The sequence below is a fragment of the Janthinobacterium psychrotolerans genome, from assembly GCF_001677885.1.
Classification (GTDB): domain Bacteria; phylum Pseudomonadota; class Gammaproteobacteria; order Burkholderiales; family Burkholderiaceae_D; genus Janthinobacterium; species Janthinobacterium psychrotolerans.
The window spans coordinates 188,835-205,352 of the sequence record NZ_LOCQ01000059.1; the positions used below are offsets into that span (position 1 = coordinate 188,835).

14 protein-coding genes are annotated in these 16,518 nt (G+C 63.4%); 8 read left to right on the top strand and 6 right to left on the bottom strand.

The annotated features are described in order from the left end of the window. Positions 1-4 precede the first annotated feature (4 nt). Positions 5-1,687, bottom strand: coding sequence for a malonate decarboxylase subunit alpha (mdcA, locus tag ASR47_RS19345; RefSeq protein WP_065309417.1), 1,683 nt, complete (start codon positions 1,685-1,687; stop codon positions 5-7). Positions 1,688-1,807: 120 nt separating this feature from the next. Between mdcA and ASR47_RS19350 the strand changes: the two genes are divergently transcribed. From ASR47_RS19350 to ASR47_RS19360, 3 genes are all read left to right on the top strand, one after another. Then, positions 1,808-2,731, top strand: a complete 924-nt coding sequence (locus ASR47_RS19350) for a LysR family transcriptional regulator (protein WP_065309418.1) — start codon at positions 1,808-1,810, stop codon at positions 2,729-2,731. Positions 2,732-3,053: 322 nt separating this feature from the next. Beyond that, entirely contained in the window at positions 3,054-4,604 is a 1,551-nt protein-coding gene (locus tag ASR47_RS28220; protein WP_065309419.1) for a methyl-accepting chemotaxis protein, read from the top strand. Between the two features lie 164 nt (positions 4,605-4,768). Next, positions 4,769-5,284, top strand: a complete 516-nt coding sequence (locus tag ASR47_RS19360; RefSeq protein ID WP_065309420.1) for a hypothetical protein — start codon at positions 4,769-4,771, stop codon at positions 5,282-5,284. A 43-nt stretch (positions 5,285-5,327) separates the two neighbouring features. Here the strand turns inward: ASR47_RS19360 and ASR47_RS19365 are convergent, their stop codons facing one another. The 3 genes from ASR47_RS19365 to ASR47_RS19375 are packed head-to-tail and all read right to left on the bottom strand — an operon-like array spanning position 5,328 to position 10,247. Further along, on the bottom strand, positions 5,328-7,181 hold the full coding sequence (locus ASR47_RS19365; RefSeq protein ID WP_065309421.1) for a glycoside hydrolase family 15 protein: 1,854 nt from the start codon (positions 7,179-7,181) through the stop codon (positions 5,328-5,330). Further along, positions 7,165-7,971 (bottom strand): trehalose-phosphatase, encoded by an 807-nt coding sequence (gene otsB / locus ASR47_RS19370; protein ID WP_082989047.1) that lies wholly within the window; start codon positions 7,969-7,971, stop codon positions 7,165-7,167. Before otsB ends, ASR47_RS19365 begins: the two co-directional genes overlap by 17 nt. After that, positions 7,971-10,247, bottom strand: coding sequence for an alpha,alpha-trehalose-phosphate synthase (UDP-forming) (locus ASR47_RS19375; RefSeq protein ID WP_150127876.1), 2,277 nt, complete (start codon positions 10,245-10,247; stop codon positions 7,971-7,973). The genes otsB and ASR47_RS19375 overlap by 1 nt, the downstream gene beginning before the upstream one ends. A 260-nt stretch (positions 10,248-10,507) precedes the next feature. Between ASR47_RS19375 and ASR47_RS19380 the strand changes: the two genes are divergently transcribed. The 4 genes from ASR47_RS19380 (at position 10,508) to ASR47_RS27530 (ending at position 14,567) form a co-directional block, all read left to right on the top strand. Further along, on the top strand, positions 10,508-11,659 hold the full coding sequence (locus ASR47_RS19380) for a mechanosensitive ion channel family protein (RefSeq protein WP_065309423.1): 1,152 nt from the start codon (positions 10,508-10,510) through the stop codon (positions 11,657-11,659). Between the two features lie 45 nt (positions 11,660-11,704). Further along, positions 11,705-13,000 (top strand): cation:proton antiporter, encoded by a 1,296-nt coding sequence (locus ASR47_RS19385; protein ID WP_065309424.1) that lies wholly within the window; start codon positions 11,705-11,707, stop codon positions 12,998-13,000. A gap of 129 nt (positions 13,001-13,129) precedes the next feature. After that, positions 13,130-14,308 carry a serine hydrolase domain-containing protein gene (locus tag ASR47_RS19390; protein WP_065309425.1) on the top strand — a complete coding sequence of 393 codons (1,179 nt, stop codon included), beginning with the start codon at positions 13,130-13,132 and terminating at the stop codon, positions 14,306-14,308. Positions 14,309-14,405: 97 nt separating this feature from the next. Continuing rightward, positions 14,406-14,567, top strand: coding sequence for a hypothetical protein (locus tag ASR47_RS27530; RefSeq protein ID WP_171898995.1), 162 nt, complete (start codon positions 14,406-14,408; stop codon positions 14,565-14,567). A 2-nt stretch (positions 14,568-14,569) separates the two neighbouring features. Here ASR47_RS27530 and ASR47_RS19395 read toward each other — a convergent pair whose 3' ends face one another. Beyond that, positions 14,570-14,956: a YkvA family protein gene (locus ASR47_RS19395; RefSeq protein ID WP_065309581.1), complete on the bottom strand. Its 387-nt coding sequence runs from the start codon at positions 14,954-14,956 to the stop codon at positions 14,570-14,572. Between the two features lie 86 nt (positions 14,957-15,042). Between ASR47_RS19395 and ASR47_RS19400 the strand changes: the two genes are divergently transcribed. After that, the gene (locus tag ASR47_RS19400) at positions 15,043-16,173 is read left to right on the top strand and encodes a DNA topoisomerase IB (protein WP_245714414.1); all 1,131 of its coding nucleotides are present in this window, start codon (positions 15,043-15,045) and stop codon (positions 16,171-16,173) included. On the opposite strand, the gene ASR47_RS19405 is transcribed toward ASR47_RS19400, so the two are convergent. Continuing rightward, positions 16,157-16,402, bottom strand: coding sequence for a hypothetical protein (locus ASR47_RS19405; protein WP_065309427.1), 246 nt, complete (start codon positions 16,400-16,402; stop codon positions 16,157-16,159). The two genes, ASR47_RS19400 and ASR47_RS19405, sit on opposite strands and share 17 nt — an antisense overlap. Between the last annotated feature and the right edge of the window lie 116 nt (positions 16,403-16,518).

The following is a 16,518-nucleotide window of genomic DNA, read 5'->3' on the forward strand; positions in this document are numbered from 1 at the left end:
TTCATTACCAGCTCCTGAATTTGGCGGGCGGTTGATACAGGCCGTCGGACCATTCGACCAGGTCGGCGATGCTTTTCGCCGCCAGCAGCGAGCGGCCAGCCTCGCCGCGCTGCACGCCGATATCCTCGGGCAGCGCGATCAGGCCATCGGCACGCAACTTCGTCGTGGTTTTCGGGTCATGGCGCAGGCCGATCGGCGTGACACCAGCCACCGCCGCCAGCATGGCCTTGCGTTCATCAAGCGAGCGCGCCTTGTACAGGTAGGCGATGCCCTCCTCGGTCAGCACGTGGGACACGTCGTCGCCGTAGATCATCACCGGCGCGAGCGGCATGCCACTGGCCTTGCCGACGGCGACCGCATCGAGCGATTCGACGATGGTGGGCTGGCCGCCGTCCTGGAAGGTTTCGACCATCTGCACCACCAGCTTCTTGCCGCGCGCCAGCGGATCGTCGGTCTCGATCAGGTCCAGCCAGGCGGGGGTCGGATGGCGCCGCCCGTGCGGGTCGTGGCCCATGTTCGGTGCGCCGCCAAAGCCGGCCAGACGGCCATTGGTGACGGTGGACGAGTTGCCAACGCCATCCATCTGCAGGGTGGCGCCGATAAACAGGTCGACCGCATACTGGCCGGCCAGCTGGCATAGCGCGCGGTTCGAGCGCATCGAGCCGTCGCGGCCCGTAAAGAACACATCGGACCGCGCCGCCGCATAGCCTTCCATGCCCAGTTCGGCGCCGAAGCAGTGCACGCTCTCGACCCAGCCCGTCTCGATGGCGGGAATCAGGGTCGGATGCGGATTGAGCACCCAGTTGCGGCAGATCTTGCCCTTCAATCCCAGCTTCTCGCCATAGGTCGGCAAAATGAGTTCGATGGCGGCGGTATTGAAGCCGATGCCATGATTGAGCGACTGCACCTGGTGTTTTTCATAGACGCCACGGATCGCCATCATCGCCATCAGCACGTGTACCGGCTTGATCACGCGCGGGTCGCGGGTAAACAAGGGTTCGATAAAAAACGGCTTGTCCGCTTCGACCACGAAGTCGATCCACGAGCCGGGCACGTCGACCCGCGGCAAATCGCTGACATCGTCGACGATCTGGTTGACCTGCGCGATCACGATGCCGTCGCGGAAGGCGGCCGATTCGACCAGCGTCGGCGTGTCTTCCGTGCTGGGACCCGTGTACAGATTGCCCTGGCGGTCGGCCATGTAGCCGGCCACCATCACGACGTTCGGCGTCAGATCGACGAACAGGCGCGCATACAGTTCAATATAAGTGTGGATGGCGCCCACTTCCAGCAGGCCGTCCTGCAGGAACTGGGCGATGCGCAGGCTTTGCGTGCCGGCGAACGAGAAATCGAGTTTCCTGGCGATGCCCCGTTCGAACAGGTCCAGGTGCTCCGGCAGGCTGACGCTGGGCATGATCAGATGCAGATGGTTGATCTTGTCCGGGTTCACCCTGGTCAGCATGCGCGCCAAAAAGTCGGCCTGCTTCTGGTTATTGCCTTCCAAAACGACGCGGTCGCCGGGCGCCAGCAGCGCTTCGAGCACGGCCACCATATCGCCCTGTTGCAGCACCGGACCGTTCGCATACTGGCGCACGGCGTCCAGGCGGCGCCGCTTCTCGGTGCGGCGGGTATCCCAGCGCTTGCGCCCCTGTTCGCGCGGCGGCGGCGCCTGTGTGGCGGTGGACATATTGCCTCCCTTTTCAGCTATCGAGCTGCAACAATAGTGAAAAGACAGCACCGCTACAATCAAGCTGCTACCATGTTCATTACTCTCAGGTTAATGAACTAAACGTTATCGCGGTGATCCATGGCCATCAACGAAGAAATCACGCTGAAAAAACTCGAAGTGTTCCTGAGCTTTATGGAACTGAACAACCTGGCCCGGGTGGCAGACGCGCTGGGCCAGAGCACCGTCAGCGTGCACCGCGCCCTGCACAGCCTGGAAGATGGTTTGCGCTGCCCCCTGTTCAAGCGCGAGGGCCGCAGCCTGATCCCGCTGCATGCGGCCTATACCTTTGCCGAATCGGCGCGGCGCGCACTGGCCGAATGCGAGGAAGGCGTGCGCAAGGTGCGCGAAATGTCGGGCATCAACCCGGTACGCCTGAAGATCGGCTCGCTGTATTCCCTGACCCTGCACTGCATCCCGCAACTGGTAATCGCCCTGAAACTGCGCCGCCCCGGCCTCGATATCGACCTGACCCTGGGTTCGAACCGCGAACTGCTGCAAAGCCTGGCCGCCGGCAGGCTGGACACCATCATTATCGGCGTGCAGGAAGCCGAACACCATGCGGGACTGGTGTCGGTGCCGCTGTTCCAGGATGACGTGTATCTGGCCGCGCCCTTGCATTCACCGTATGCGGGACAAACGGCGCTCGACCTGCAGGCGCTGCGCGACGAGAAATTCGTCACCCTCAACGAAGGCTTCGTCACCTCGCAAAGCTTCAGCCACGCGTTCGAGCTGGCCGGCTTCGTGCCGGACACGGCGATGCGCGTCGGCGATATTTTTTCGCTGATCAATCTGGTCAGCGGCGGCATCGGCTACAGCCTGCTGCCGGGACGCGTACGCGCCTTCAGCTCGCGCATCGAATTGATTCCACTCGACGCGCGCTATGGCTCGCACCAGCAGATTACCTTGCTGATGCTGAGCAGCCGGGAGCGCGATGCGAATTTATTGGCGCTGGCGGCGGAGTGCCGCTTATACGGCAAACGCGGCAGTTTTGCCAGCAATTAATGCAATCGAACATTAACGCACAGTAATAATGCGTTCCAGTAGGAAATATTTATTCTGTGTATAATCGCCTCCTCCAGTCATGCCTGTTAGTCAATCAAGTTGTCTGGCTGTATAGCTGAAAAGCACTCCAGCGCCCCAACCTCGCGCCGCTTTACCCATTCCCGGATGCTGTTTTCCTGACCCTGCGCGGCTACCGTGCGCCGGCTCGCATGACCGACCGCATCGCATTTCCGCTCATTTGCCGATGACGCGCCAGCGCGAACGATTCTGATCGTCGCGCAGCCGTCGCACGCACAAGAAAAATAATTGAACCAGCTTACAGATGAAGACCACCCTCAAGTTCCGCATCGCCGCCATTATCGGCGTTATCTCCATCATCACGTTCATCATCGGCTTTATCGGCCTGTACGGCATGAACGCATCGAATCAGGGATTGAAAACGGTGTACGAAGACCGCACCGTCGCCCTGGAACAAGTGTCCAGGATCGACCGCCTGCTGCTGAGAAACCGCTACACGGTCGCCGAACTGCTGGCGGCGCCGCGCGAGCAGGACATCAAGCCTGCCGCCGACCGCCTGAGGAAGGACAGCGACGAGGTCGAGCGCGTCTGGCAGCTGTATGCCGCTACTTACCTGACGCCGGCGGAAACCCAACTGGCCGCCACCTTCGTCGCTGATTACCAGAAGTACAAGAACGACATCGACATGCCGATAGCCGCCCGGCTGGCGGCGAACGATATCGAAGGCCTGCGGCCGCTGTTCGCCATGTCGCTGGCGCGCAGCGTGCAGATCAGGGACACCATCGCCAGCCTGCGCCAGTTGCAGGTCGATGTGGCCAAGCAGGAATATGACAAGGCCGCCGCCACCTACCGGCAGGTCAAGCTGCTCGCCATCGCCCTGATCGCCGGCGGCCTGCTGGTATCCGCTCTGATGGGCTACAGTCTGATACGCCAGGTGTATGGCCAGCTCGGTGGCGAACCGGCGTATGCCGTGCAGATCGTCCAGCGCATCGCTGGCGGCGATCTCGGTGGCGAGGTAGCGCTGCGCGCCGGTGACACCGGCAGCGTGCTGGCGGCGATGAGCAGGATGCGCGCCAATCTCGTCAGCACGGTTGGCGAGATCCGCCAGTCCACCGAGACCATCGCCACCGCCTCGGGCCAGATCGCCGCCGGCAATGCCGACCTGTCGGCGCGCACGGAAAGCCAGGCCGGCTCGCTGGAAGAAACCGCTTCCTCGATGGAGGAACTGACCGCCACCGTCCGGCACAACCGCGACAATTCCCTGCACGCCAATCAACTGGCGCAGTCCGCGTCCGCCGTGGCCCGCAAAGGCGGCCAGGAAGTCGCGCTGGTGGTCGGCACCATGAACGAGATCAACCAGTCATCCAAAAAGATCGTCGACATCATCAGCGTGATCGACGGCATCGCCTTCCAGACCAATATCCTGGCCCTGAACGCGGCCGTGGAAGCGGCGCGCGCGGGCGAACAAGGGCGCGGCTTCGCGGTGGTGGCGACCGAAGTGCGCACTCTGGCACAGCGTTCGGCCAGCGCCGCCAGGGAAATCAAGGCGTTGATCGGCAACTCGGTGGCGCAGGTCGAGGCCGGCAGCAGGATCGTCGGCCAGGCCGGCGTGACGATAGACGAAGTGGTCGCCAGCATCGCGCGCATGACCGAACTGATGGGCGAAATCAGCGCCGCGGCAGGCGAGCAGGACGCCGGTATCGGCCAGATCAACGCGGCCATTTCCGATATGGATGGCGTCACACAACAAAATGCCGCGCTGGTCGAGGAAGCCGCAGCGGCGGCCGGCTCGCTGGAGCAGCAGACGGTGCAGCTGATGCAGCTGGTCAGCGTGTTTACCCTGCCGGCCAGCTAAGCCGGCTGTATGCAGGCGTGCCGGGCAATAGCCGAACAAGATGATAAGCTTGCCTCATCTTCAGCCTGCCGCCAACTGCCATGCGATTACTTGCCCTTGCTTTCCCGCTACTACTGTCGCTGTCCGCCTGTGCGCCTGTCATCAAGGCACGGCCGGAAGGCATCATGCAAGCGCACGTCAAAACGCTCTCGCAGCCGCAACGTGCCGCCATGCTGGCGCGCGTGGAAAAAGACGCCATCGGTTTCGCCTCGGGCACGCGCTCGGCCAACCAGGCCTGGGTGTTTTTTGACCCGTATTGCTCCTACTGCAGCGATTTGTGGCGCGAGACGAGCCTGTTGAAGAATCAGGTCGCCTTCGTCTGGATACCGGTGGCGCTGCTGGGAGACGACAGCGCCGCGCTGGGGGCGGCGATGCTCGATGCGGCGCAGCCGGCAAGCCTCATGTGGGCCAACGAGGAGGCCATGCGCCATGCCGGCACGGCGATGACCTTGACGGCGGAGCCGTCGGAAGCGTCGTTGGCCAAGGTGGCCCTCAACACCGAGCTGATGATCACCGTGGACCCTGCCGCGCGGCCACCGTCCGTGCCCTTGATGTACTACCGGTCTTCAAGCGGACAGGTCGAGATCATCGCGGGTGCGATGGACGCCAGGGCCTTGAAGGCCGCCATGAAATTGAAATAGTGGCCAGGCGCTGCGACCCTGCGCAGCGCCCGCGATGGATTGATCAAATCGCACTATCCCACGGCGCCGACAAGCGCACCGCGCAATTGATCAGCCCCACCATCGAGTACGTCTGCGGGAAGTTGCCCCACATTTCGCCCGTTACCGGATGCGTGTCTTCCGACAGCAAGCCCAGGTGGTTGCGCGCCATCAGCATGGTCTCGAAGATCTGGCGGGCTTCTTCTTTCCGCCCGATACGCGCCAGGGCATCGATGCGCCAGAAGGTGCAGATATTGAACGCCGTTTCCGGCTTGCCGAAGTCGTCCGGCGCCTCGTAGCGGCGCATATAGGGGCCGTCGCACAAGGACGCTTCCAGCGCGTCGACGGTGGCGATAAAGCGCGGGTCCATCGGGTCGATGAAATTGACTTCCGCCATCAGCAACACCGACGCGTCGAGGTCGCGCCCGCCCAGGCTTTCGGCGAAGGCCTGGCGCTCTTCGCTCCACGCTTCGCGCAGCAGCCGTTCGCGGATCAGGGTGGCGCGGCTTTGCCAGTGTTCGGCGCGCTCGGGCAGTTCCAGCTTGTGGGCAACTTTCGACAAGCGGTCGCAGGCCGCCCAGCTCATCAGCATCGACGAGGTATGGACGCGGGCGCGCGTGCGCAGCTCCCACATGCCGGCGTCCGGTTCCGCGTGCAGCTTGAAGGCCTGCTCGCCGACCGCTTCGAGGGCCGTGAATTCGGCCTTGCCGGCGCGGTGGAACAGGCGGTGGTCCAGAAAAGCTTGCGCCGCGCCCAGCACGATATTGCCGTAGACGTCGTGCTGGAAGTGTTCCTGTGCCTGGTTGCCGACGCGCACGGGGCCATTGCCGCGGTAGCCTGGCAAGTGTTCGACCAGCGATTCGGGCAGCAATTCTTCCAGGCCGATGCCGTACAAGGGCTGGATATGGCCGCCTTTCGAGCGGGCGACGATATTGGTCAGCCAGCGCAGGTATTCCTCCATCGTCCCCACTTCCGACAAGCTGTTTAGCGCGCGCACGACAAAAAAGGCGTCGCGCAGCCAGCAATAGCGGTAGTCCCAGTTGCGGCTGCTGCCGGGCGCTTCGGGAATGCTGGTGGTCATGGCGGCGATAATCGCGCCGGTGTCTTCGTACAAGGAGAGCTTCAAGGTGATGGCGGCGCGGATGACCACGTCCTGCCATTCCAGCGGCACGGCCAGGCGGCGCGTGTAGGTGCGCCAGTAGTTGATGGTCTCTTTTTCAAAGATGCGCGCCGTCTCGTCGATGCCGCCGGCCAAGGTTTCATCCGGGCCCAGCAGGAAGTTGGCGGTCTTGTCGAGCACGAAGTACGATTCGCTCAGCACATAGTTGAGCGACACATCGGTGTTCAGGCGCAAGGTCTGTTCCGGACCCACATAGCGGATATGGTGGCTGCCCTGGGTGATCTGCGGCGCCAGTTTGCCCCAGTCGAAACGGGGACGCAGGCGCACGCGGATGCGCACGGCGCGGTCCAGCGGACGCACGCGGCGGATCAGCATCAGCGGGCGGAACATGCGGTCGCGGCGGAGGAAGCGCGGGGCGAAATCGGTGATCTCCACGCCACGGCCGTCGGTGTCGTACAAGCGCGTGCGCAGCACGGCCGTGTTCGGTTCATAAAACTGTTCGGTACGGGCGTAGTTTTCAATATCGATGCCCCACACGCTGCCGTTTTCGGTATCGTCGAGCAAGGTATTGAATACCGGGTCGCCGTCGAAACGCGGCAGGCAGGACCAGACGACCTGGCCGGCCTGGTCGATCAGGGCGCTGAAGGCGCAGTTGCCGACCACGCCGCAATTGAGGCTGGCCTGGACAGATGGTTTGCTGGAGGTGGGCGAGAATGCGGACGCAGGCGCGCCGCTCGGTGTGTCATAGGCTGTCGTCATCGGCTACTCCTTGTGTTTGGGTGGATGCGGCCAGCACGGCCGCGTGCAGCAGCACCACGCGCAGTGCGGCCGGGCTGGCCAAGCGCAGCGAGGCGGCGCTGGCGCCGCTGCCGACCTTGACACCCTGACCGCCGGTCTGTTCCACAAAGGCAAAACCGGCTTCGTCGGTGGTGTCGTCGCCGGCGAACACGGCGCGCCTGCCTGCGAATGGCGCCTCCGTCATGAAGGCGGCAATCGCGCCGCCCTTGTCGGTGGCGGCCGGCTTGGCTTCGAGCACCATTTTGCCATGCAACAGCAAAATACCGGGACACGCTTGAACCGCCGCTGTCATTTCCTCCACGCACAGTGCCTGCAATTCCGGCGCCAGCCGGTAATGCAGCGCCACCGCGCCGCGCTTCTGTTCCACCAGCAGGCCCGGATGCAGTGCGGCCAGCGCCTGGGCGCGGGCCAGCACCGGCGTCACGTCCGGCGTGGGCGCCAGGCGCAGCCGACCATCGGCGCCGCGCCGCTCCACGCCGTGCACCCCCGCCACCGGCAGCACCAGCGGCGCCAGCATGGCATCGATCTGCGCCACGGGGCGGCCGGAGATGATGGCCAGCGCGCCGCCATGGCGCCGCGACAGCAGCGCCAGCGCTTCGGCCACGCCGGCCTCCAGGCGCACGCCGTCTGGCGTGGCGGCCAGGTCGACCAGGGTACCGTCAAAATCGAGGAAAATCGCGCAGCCGGGGGTATCAAACAAGCCCGCCAGCAGCGCGCTGTCGTCATTCAATGCCTCTGTCGTTACCGCCATCAAACCCCCTTGCGCCGGCTCAGGCGGCGGTGAGCGTCGATCTTGGTCATCACCTTGTCGCGCTGGCGCAGGCGCGAGGCGTCGAGCAGCATGCGGCCGGCCCAGCGATACACATTGAAGTGTTTGACGCGCGCGCGCATGCTCTTCATGCGTTCGCGCTGTTCCACCGGCGGCATTACCAGGCCGCGGTACAGGGCTTCGGCGCCCTGCTCGATATGGTAGGGATTGATGATCAGCGCTTCGTGCAGTTCGCGCGCGGCGCCCGTGAATTGCGACAGCACCAGCACGCCCATTTCGTCTTCGCGCGCGGCGATGAATTCCTTGGCCACCAGGTTCATGCCGTCGTGCAGGCTGGTCACCATGCACACCTCGGAGGCGCGGAAGAAACGCTGCAGCGCATCCTGGCCATGGTGCTCGGCCTTCAGCAGGATCGGCACATAGTCGCCGCTGCCGAAGCGGCGGTTGATGCGCTCGACCATCTTGCGCACGCGGGTGTCGAAGCTCTGGTACTCATCGAGCGAGGCGCGGCTCGGCGCGGCGATCTGAATAAAGGTGAAGTGCCCCACCATGCCCGGCTGCTGTTCGAGCATCCGTTCGACAGCCTGGAAGCGCTCGACGATACCCTTGGTGTAATCGAGGCGGTCGACGCCGATGCCCAGCAAATGGTCGGCCGGCACGCCGATGGCGGCGCGGATCTCGGCGCGGCAGGTGGCCACGTCGGGCAAATTCGGATCTTCATCGGGCCAGGCGATGGAAATCGGATAATCCTCGACCTGCGTCATTTCGCCGCCATAGGAAATGGTCGACGCTTCCGGTTCGATGCGGGTTTCCAGATAGCGGTCGACGGTTTCCAGGAAGTTCTTGCGGTGGAACGGCGTATGGAAGCCCAAAATCGTGCTGCCCAGCAGGCCGTCGAGAATTTCCTCGCGCCATGGGCAAATGCCGAAGGACTCCGAGTTCGGCCAGGGGATGTGCCAGAAAGTAATAATGGTGGCTTTTGGCAGCGCCTCGCGCACCATGCGCGGCAACAGGGCAAAGTGATAATCCTGCACCAGCACCACCGGGTTGTCGGTTTTCGCTTCGGCGATCACGGCGTCGGCAAAGCGGCGGTTCACTTTCACATACTGGTCCCAGTCCGACGAGCGGAACACGGGGCGCACGTGGGCGATATGGCACAGCGGCCACATGCCTTCGTTGGCGAAGCCGTAGTAATAACCCTGCTCTTCCTCTTCCGTCAGCCAGACGCGGCGCAAGGTGTAGCTCGGATTGTCCGGCGGCACCGGCACATGGTCGAGCTTGTCCACCGTTTCACGGTCGGCCGAGCCGGCGCCGTGCGCGATCCAGGTGCCCGAGCAGGCGCGCATCACCGCTTCCACGGCGGTCACCAGGCCACTGGCCGGACGCTGCACCTTGATGCCGCCCTCTTCCGTTTTGGTATGGATGTAGGGCTCGCGGTTCGACACCACCAGCACCTGGTCGCCGGCCAGGTCGGCTTCGAGCAGGCCGCGCAGCTTTTCCGGCGTCCATTCCGAGGTCCAGCCATTGTTTTCACCCTGGCGTTCCAGATGGTATTCCTGCAGCAGTTCGCGCAGGTCGCCGATCAGGGGCTGCATTTCGGCCGGCGCGGGCGCGATGATGGGCACGGGCGTGGCGTCGGTTGGCGCGGCAACATTTTTCTTGGACAGCAACTCGCCACGCAGCACATCCTTGACCGCGGCCAGCCAGCCACGCCAGCTCAGGTGGGCGACGAACACGGTCATCAGGGAAATGAGCACGGCCAGCACGGCCAGGAAGGCAAAGATAAAGCGCTTGGTATCGGTATTGCGGCGCTCGACAAAGCTCATGTCCTGCACCAGCACCAGGCGGCCCAGCTGCTGGGCGTCGCTCATGACGGGCGTTTCGCTCAGGTGCACCTGGCCTTGCGGCAGTTGCGCCAGCGACTTGTACAGGCCGCCCGAGGTCGGCGTGGTCCAGCAGCCGATCGAGGCGGGGAACTGCGCCGTCTTGTAGACGAGTTTGCCGGCATTGTCGCAAAAACCCAGCGCGATCAGCCGTTCGTCGCGCGTGGCGCCCTGGAACAAATCATCGATACGGGCGGTATCCTTGGCGGGCAGGTATTCGGTCAGCGACGGGCGTAAGGTACCGGCGAGCAATTCGGCGCGGCTGTCGAGGTCACGCACATACCAGCGCAAGGTAATGTTGTCGAGCAGGGGGACCACGATATACGCGAACAGCCCCAGTACAAGAGCGAGAGGCAGAATGAAACGCAAGGACATTCTGAGCGATCTTAAAATCATCATTTTCCTTTGCAAAAGCTAAAAGCATGGCAAGTATGCCAATATTGTCCAGATGGCGTCGTTCTGTTGGTTTCCTTATTGAAACTTCAATTCTCCCGAAAACGCGCATCATGAGGTACTTTTAGTATCTCCCATGGGAAACGTCTTGTCCGTTAATCAACGCACGCCCCGGCGCTGGCGTCAGGCTTTAAAATATACATTTGCTGCCATTCATTTACAAGTTACAGGAGTTTTAGCCCATGGATCTCACCACCTACCATTCCTTGATGGGAGGGCGGCTCGCTTCCGCAGTCACCGTTTTACTGAGCGCCATTGTCGCCACCCTGATCGCCATGGCCGTGCACCGCGCCGGCGTCAGCGTGCTCAGGCGCCTGGCCAACGGCCGCCCATTTACCACCCATGCGACGCGCGTGGCGTTTCGCGCCAGCCAGCTGTGCCTGATCCTGTTCGGCCTGCGCATCGTGCTGGCCGGCGCCCCCGCCGATACGCCGGGCCTGGTCGGCCTGTCCCACCTGGCCAGCGTGCTGCTGATCGTGGCGCTGACCTGGCTGGCCATGAGATGCATCGATGCGCTGAGCCTGACGATTGCCCAGCTGAACCCGGTCGACGTGGCCGACAACCTGCGCGCGCGCCGGCTGATCACGCAGGCGCGCGTGCTCACGCGCAGCGCGCACGCCATCGTCGTCATCCTCGGTCTGTCCTTTATTCTGCTGACACTGCCCGGTGCGCGCCAGATCGGCGCCAGTTTGCTCGCGTCCGCAGGCGTGGCCGGCCTGGTGGCCGGTATTGCCGCCCGGCCCGTGCTGGGCAACTTTATCGCCGGCCTGCAAATCGCATTTTCGCAGCCGATCCGCATCGATGACGTACTGATCGTCAACGGCGAGTGGGGCCGGGTCGAGGAAATCAAGGGCACTTACGTGGTGGTGCGCATCTGGGACGAGCGCCGCATGATCGTGCCGCTGACCTGGTTTATCGAAAACCCGTTCGAGAACTGGACCCATACCTCGTCGACCATCCTCGGCACGGTGTTCCTGTGGCTCGATTTCAGCGTGCCGGTCGAGCCGCTGCGCGCCGAACTGGACCGTATCTGCCAGGAATCGCCGCTGTGGGACCAGCGCGTGTGCAAGGTGCAGGTCACCGACGCCACCGACCGCGCCATGCAGCTGCGTTTCCTGATCAGCGCCAGCAATTCGGGCGACGCGTTCGAGCTGCGCTGCGTCATCCGCGAAAGCATCCTCGGCTATGTGGCACAACACTATCCGCACGGCCTGCCGCGCCTGCGCTCGTCGATCGATCCGATTGACCTCAACGACACCACCTCGGCCAAGATCATCAACCGGCCCGACGCGTTCGATACGATTATCGACGGTGCGCCGAGCGCCAGGGTGTAAGGTGTAAGCTGCCATCCATACTTGCCAGCCTGAAGGAAAACCGCCATGAGCACCACCGCCTGGTTCATCCTGATCGGCTGCCTGATGCTGGCGCGCGGCCTGGCCGCCACCAGCATCGCCCGCCTGCCTTTTACTTCCTCGATGGCCTACCTGGGCGTCGGCCTGGTGCTCGGCCCCATGGTGCTGGGCCTGTTTTCGCTGGACCTGGTGGAACAGGCGCCGCTGCTGGAAACCCTGACCGAAATCGCCGTGCTGATTTCCCTGTTCTCGGCCGGCGTCAAGATGCCTGTACCGTTCAGCCTGGCGCGCTGGCTGCCTTCGCTGCGCCTGGCCTGGCTGTCGATGGCCATCTCGGTGGCGCTGGTGACCGCCTTTGCCTGCCTGGTGCTCGGCCTGCCGCTGGGCGCCGGCATTTTGATCGGCGCCATCCTCGCCCCCACCGATCCGGTGCTGGCCACCGACGTGCAGGTGCGCCGCCCTGGCGACAGCGATCATTTGCGCTTTACCCTCACCTGCGAAGCGGGCATGAACGACGGCAGTGCCTTTCCCTTTGTGATGCTGGGCCTGGGCCTGCTCGGCTACCAGGACGCAGGCAACACAGGCTGGAGCTGGCTGTGGCACGATTTATTGTGGGCCAGCGCCGCGGCGGTCGCCCTGGGCGTGGCCGGCGGCGCGCTGCTGGCGACGCTGGGCTGGCAGTTGCGCGGCAAGGACCCGAAACACGAAGTGCTCGACGACCTGGTCGGCCTGGGCCTGATCGCCGTCGTGTATGGCGCGACCACCTGGCTGCACGCCTGGGGCTTTCTGGCCGTGTTCTTTGCCGGCGTGGCGCTGCGCCAGACGGAGTTGCGCCTGGCCGGCGCGCCGGCAGACCAGCAAGGGCTGCTGCAGGCCGAGGAGGTCCATGCGGGCTCGGCCGTCAAGCCGCAGGAATCGCAAGTGCCGCTGACCGTCAGCGCCGAGTCGCTGGTGTTCAAGGAACACCTGGAACATTTGTCGGAACTGACCCTGGTGCTGCTGCTCGGCGGCGCCGTCAGCCAGGCGGCCTGGAACTGGCGCTCGCTGGGCATGGCGCTGTTCCTGCTGCTGGTGGCGCGCCCGGCCAGCGTCATGCTGGGTCTGATTTCTTCCAACACCAGCCTGCGCCTGCGCTGCATGGCTGCCTGGTTCGGCGTGCGCGGCATCGGCTCCGTCTACTACCTGTGCTATGCCATCAATCACGGCCTGCCGGCAGGACTGGCGCTCGAACTGAGCCATATCACCATCGTGGTGGTGATGGTCTCCATCGTCGCGCACGGCATCAGTGTCACGCCCCTGCTGAACCGCTATTGGCGCGACTGAGCGACGAAATGGACGATTGTCATTGCTGCACAGCAATGTTTTGCCAATTGGCACTGCTTTTTGAGAAAATATTGTTAAGATAATTAAAACGCCTGCACCAGGCGCGAATTGAGCTCAGGAAAAGAACATATGAAACGACGAAGCGTACTGGGATTGGGTGTCGCACTGGCCCTGTTGCAAACCGGTTGCGCCACCAACCCGGCCGACACGGCCTGGGAGACCGCCTTTGACGCCTTTATGCGCGATGGCCTGGCGCGCACCGAAACACCGGCCATGAGCGTGGCCATCGTGCGTGGCGACAAGACCATCTTTGCCCGTGGCTACGGCATGGCCAATATTGCACAAGACCAGGCGGCCGATGCCGACACGGCTTTCCATATCGCCTCCGTCAGCAAGGTCGTCACGGCCACCGCCATCATGATGCTGCACGAGCAGGGCCTGTTCCAGCTCGACGACAAGGTCGCGCCCCATCTCGACTTCCCGCTGATCCATCCGAAGTATCCCGATGTGCCGATTACCTTCCGCCATCTGCTGACCCATACCTCGGGCATTTCCGATGCGGTGTACGAAAAAACCGCGGCGTTTTCCGTCGAAGGCGACCCGCGCCTGCCCCTGCGCGACTTTTTGAAGGGCTATCTGTCGCGCGGCGGCGGCTGGTATGACGCCGACCTGTCGTTCGCTGGCCGGCCCGGTACCGAATGGCGCTACAGCAATGTCGGCATCGCCTTGCTCGGCTATCTGGTGGGGCGGTTGAATCCGGAAGGCCTCGATGCATTCAGCAGGGAGCAGCTGTTCGAGCCGCTGGCCATGGACGACACGGCCTGGAAACTGGCCGGCCTGCCGCGCGGCACGGTGGTGGCCCAGCCCTACAAGGACAAGGACCCGGGCCTGCAGGTACTGCCGCCGGTGGGCTACCCGGACTGGCCGGCCGGCCTGTTGCGCAGCTCGGCCCATGATTTTGCGCGTTTCCTGGCCATTTTCAGCAATGGCGGCATGGTCAAGGGCCAGCGCTACCTGAAGGAAGAGACCGTCAAGGCTTTCCTGGAACCGCAGCCGGTCAGCATGGCCGCTGCCGACCAGCAGACGCGCCAGGCGCTGGCCTGGGTGCTGCGCGACCTCGACGGCATGCAGCTGGCCACCCACAGCGGCGGCGACCCGGGCGCCGCATCCGTCGTCTGCGTCGACACGGCCAGCAAGACGGCCGTGCTGGCGTTTGCCAACATCAGCGCGGACCGCGAATTGCGCAGCTTCCAGAAGGAAGTCGTGCAGCGCCTGCTGGCGCGCGCCAACGAGACGGTCAAAAAGTAAGCTTGCCTGGCGCCACTGTGTGGGCGGCCGCACAGTGGCGGTGCGCCAGGCAAGTATGCTGGAACGGTCACATAGACCAACTTCCCGGGAGACCAGCATGACCAACCGTATCGGCAACAAAGACATCGCCCAGCAACGCAGCAAAAGCGAAAAAGCCCGCGTCAAGGCGTCGAATATCGCCAATGAGGCGGTGAAAAAGGCGATTGCGAAAGAAAAATACCGCAATGCCGTCAAGCGCCAGCCAGCTTCGCAAGACTGATTTCAGTCTCGGGCGCCGAACCAGCCTTGCAGCTTGTCCGCGGCGCGCAGCTTGACGTCGGCCGTGATATAGGTCGCCACCGTCGCCACGGCGGCGGCCAGCACGGCCAGGTCGTCGACGTAGCCAACCACGGGCGCGATGTCGGGTATCGCGTCGATCGGCGAAATGAAGTAGCCAAGCGCGCCATAGATGGCCGTCTTCGCCCATACAGGCGTGCTCGGCTGCTGCGCGGCGTAATACAGCCACAGCGCCTTTTCGATCACTTCGCGCCCGGCCGTCCTGGCGAACTTGATCACCTTGTCCCAGAAGCTGTCGTCGGTATATTTCTTTTCATACGCCTTTGCCTGCGCAGAATGATCTTGTTCGAGAGTTTTTCTTTTGCCAAACATCTGCTGCTCCTCTTTGCCGCGCGGCCAAACCGGTCGAACGCGCACATTATCATAAATCGTCAATTGCATTGGCTGGAGTATCGTGCATGAAACTCGTCACCCCCATGGAAACACCCGCCCTCGCTACCCCCGCCGCCGACCCGGCGCCGCTGATCGCCAGGGCGGCCGGCCTGCGCTATGTGGGCGACCACCAGGCCGGCATCGAGCGCCGTGGCAAGCCCGGCAAGTTTCACTACGTCGACGCCGACGGCCAGCGCCTGAAAGACGAGGACGCGCTCGAACGCATCAGGAAGCTGGCGATACCGCCGGCCTGGACCGATGTGTGGATCTGTACCCGCGCCAATGGCCATGTACAGGCCACCGGCCGTGACGCCAGGGGCCGCAAGCAATACCGCTACCACGCGCGCTGGCGTCAGGTGCGCGACGAAGCCAAGTACGAGCGCATGCTGAGCTTTGGCCGCGCCCTGCCCGCCATCCGCGAGGCCGTCGACGCCGGCATGAAGCTGCCCGGCATGCCGCGTGAAAAAGTGCTGGCCACCATCGTCCACCTGCTGGAGCTGACGATGATGCGTATCGGTAACGAAGAATACGCGCGCACCAACAAATCGTTTGGCCTGACCACCCTGCGCACACGCCACGTCAAAGTGACCGGCAGCGGCGTGGAGTTCCATTTCAGGGGCAAGAGCGGCGTGCATCACGACATCAAGCTCAGCGACCGGCGCCTGGCGCGCGTGCTGCAGACCATCCGCGATTTGCCAGGCCAGGAATTGTTCCAGTATCTCGATGAAGACGGCCAGCGCCACGGCGTGGACTCGGGCGACGTCAATGATTATTTGCGCGACATTACGGGCGAGGACTACACGGCCAAGGATTTCCGCACCTGGTCAGGCACCTTGCTGGCGGCACTGGCGCTGGAAGAATTTGAAAAAGTCGATTCCGAGGCGCAGGCCAAGAAAAACATCGTACAGGCGATCGAATCGGTGGCCAGGAAGCTGGGCAATACGCCGTCGATCTGCCGCAAGTGCTATGTCCACCCTGCGGTGCTCGATTCCTACCTGGACGGCAGCTTGCTGGAAGGGATGAAGGCGCGCGCCCTGCAGCAGATGAAGGAAGACCTGCATGCGCTGGCGCCCGAAGAAGCAGCCGTGCTGGCACTGCTGCAGCGGCGCCTGCAAAGCGAAGACAGTGTCAGGAAAAACGTCAGGCGTCGCCGTTAGGCTGGCACTGGGCCGACAGGCTCAGTTCGCGCATGCCGCAGGCCGGCAGCGCGTGGCCACGATCACCGGCCATCTGGGTCGGGGCGGCGATGGTGGTCTTCGCGCTCGTGGTTTCCGCGTTCACATCGCCATTCCATATGGTGGCAGCCAGGGTTGATACCGTGAACAGGCAGATCAGCACGAAAGGCTTGTTCATGCCGGAGGTTTTGTGCATCGCTGGCTTGGTCATGGCAGTTCCCGTTGATTGGTTGCAGAGTGGAATCATCTTCTCGTGTTTCCACAATGCATACAATCGGACAGCTGCCGCAGCTGAGGTAGGACTAGGCTGACAAGCTCAACCGTAGG

Excerpts from the sequence above, each read along its gene's own strand:
- ASR47_RS19380 (WP_065309423.1), top strand. The coding sequence starts at position 10,508 with ATGGATCTCACCACCTACCATTCCTTGATGGGAGGGCGGCTCGCTTCC.
- ASR47_RS19400 (WP_245714414.1), top strand. The coding sequence starts at position 15,043 with ATGAAACTCGTCACCCCCATGGAAACACCCGCCCTCGCTACCCCCGCC.
- ASR47_RS19385 (WP_065309424.1), top strand. The coding sequence starts at position 11,705 with ATGAGCACCACCGCCTGGTTCATCCTGATCGGCTGCCTGATGCTGGCG.
- ASR47_RS19350 (WP_065309418.1), top strand. The coding sequence starts at position 1,808 with ATGGCCATCAACGAAGAAATCACGCTGAAAAAACTCGAAGTGTTCCTG.
- ASR47_RS19375 (WP_150127876.1), bottom strand. The coding sequence starts at position 10,247 with ATGTCCTTGCGTTTCATTCTGCCTCTCGCTCTTGTACTGGGGCTGTTC.
- ASR47_RS19405 (WP_065309427.1), bottom strand. The coding sequence starts at position 16,402 with ATGACCAAGCCAGCGATGCACAAAACCTCCGGCATGAACAAGCCTTTC.
- ASR47_RS28220 (WP_065309419.1), top strand. The coding sequence starts at position 3,054 with ATGAAGACCACCCTCAAGTTCCGCATCGCCGCCATTATCGGCGTTATC.
- ASR47_RS27530 (WP_171898995.1), top strand. The coding sequence starts at position 14,406 with ATGACCAACCGTATCGGCAACAAAGACATCGCCCAGCAACGCAGCAAA.
- otsB (WP_082989047.1), bottom strand. The coding sequence starts at position 7,971 with ATGGCGGTAACGACAGAGGCATTGAATGACGACAGCGCGCTGCTGGCG.
- ASR47_RS19390 (WP_065309425.1), top strand. The coding sequence starts at position 13,130 with ATGAAACGACGAAGCGTACTGGGATTGGGTGTCGCACTGGCCCTGTTG.
- ASR47_RS19395 (WP_065309581.1), bottom strand. The coding sequence starts at position 14,956 with ATGTTTGGCAAAAGAAAAACTCTCGAACAAGATCATTCTGCGCAGGCA.
- ASR47_RS19365 (WP_065309421.1), bottom strand. The coding sequence starts at position 7,181 with ATGACGACAGCCTATGACACACCGAGCGGCGCGCCTGCGTCCGCATTC.
- mdcA (WP_065309417.1), bottom strand. The coding sequence starts at position 1,687 with ATGTCCACCGCCACACAGGCGCCGCCGCCGCGCGAACAGGGGCGCAAG.
- ASR47_RS19360 (WP_065309420.1), top strand. The coding sequence starts at position 4,769 with ATGCAAGCGCACGTCAAAACGCTCTCGCAGCCGCAACGTGCCGCCATG.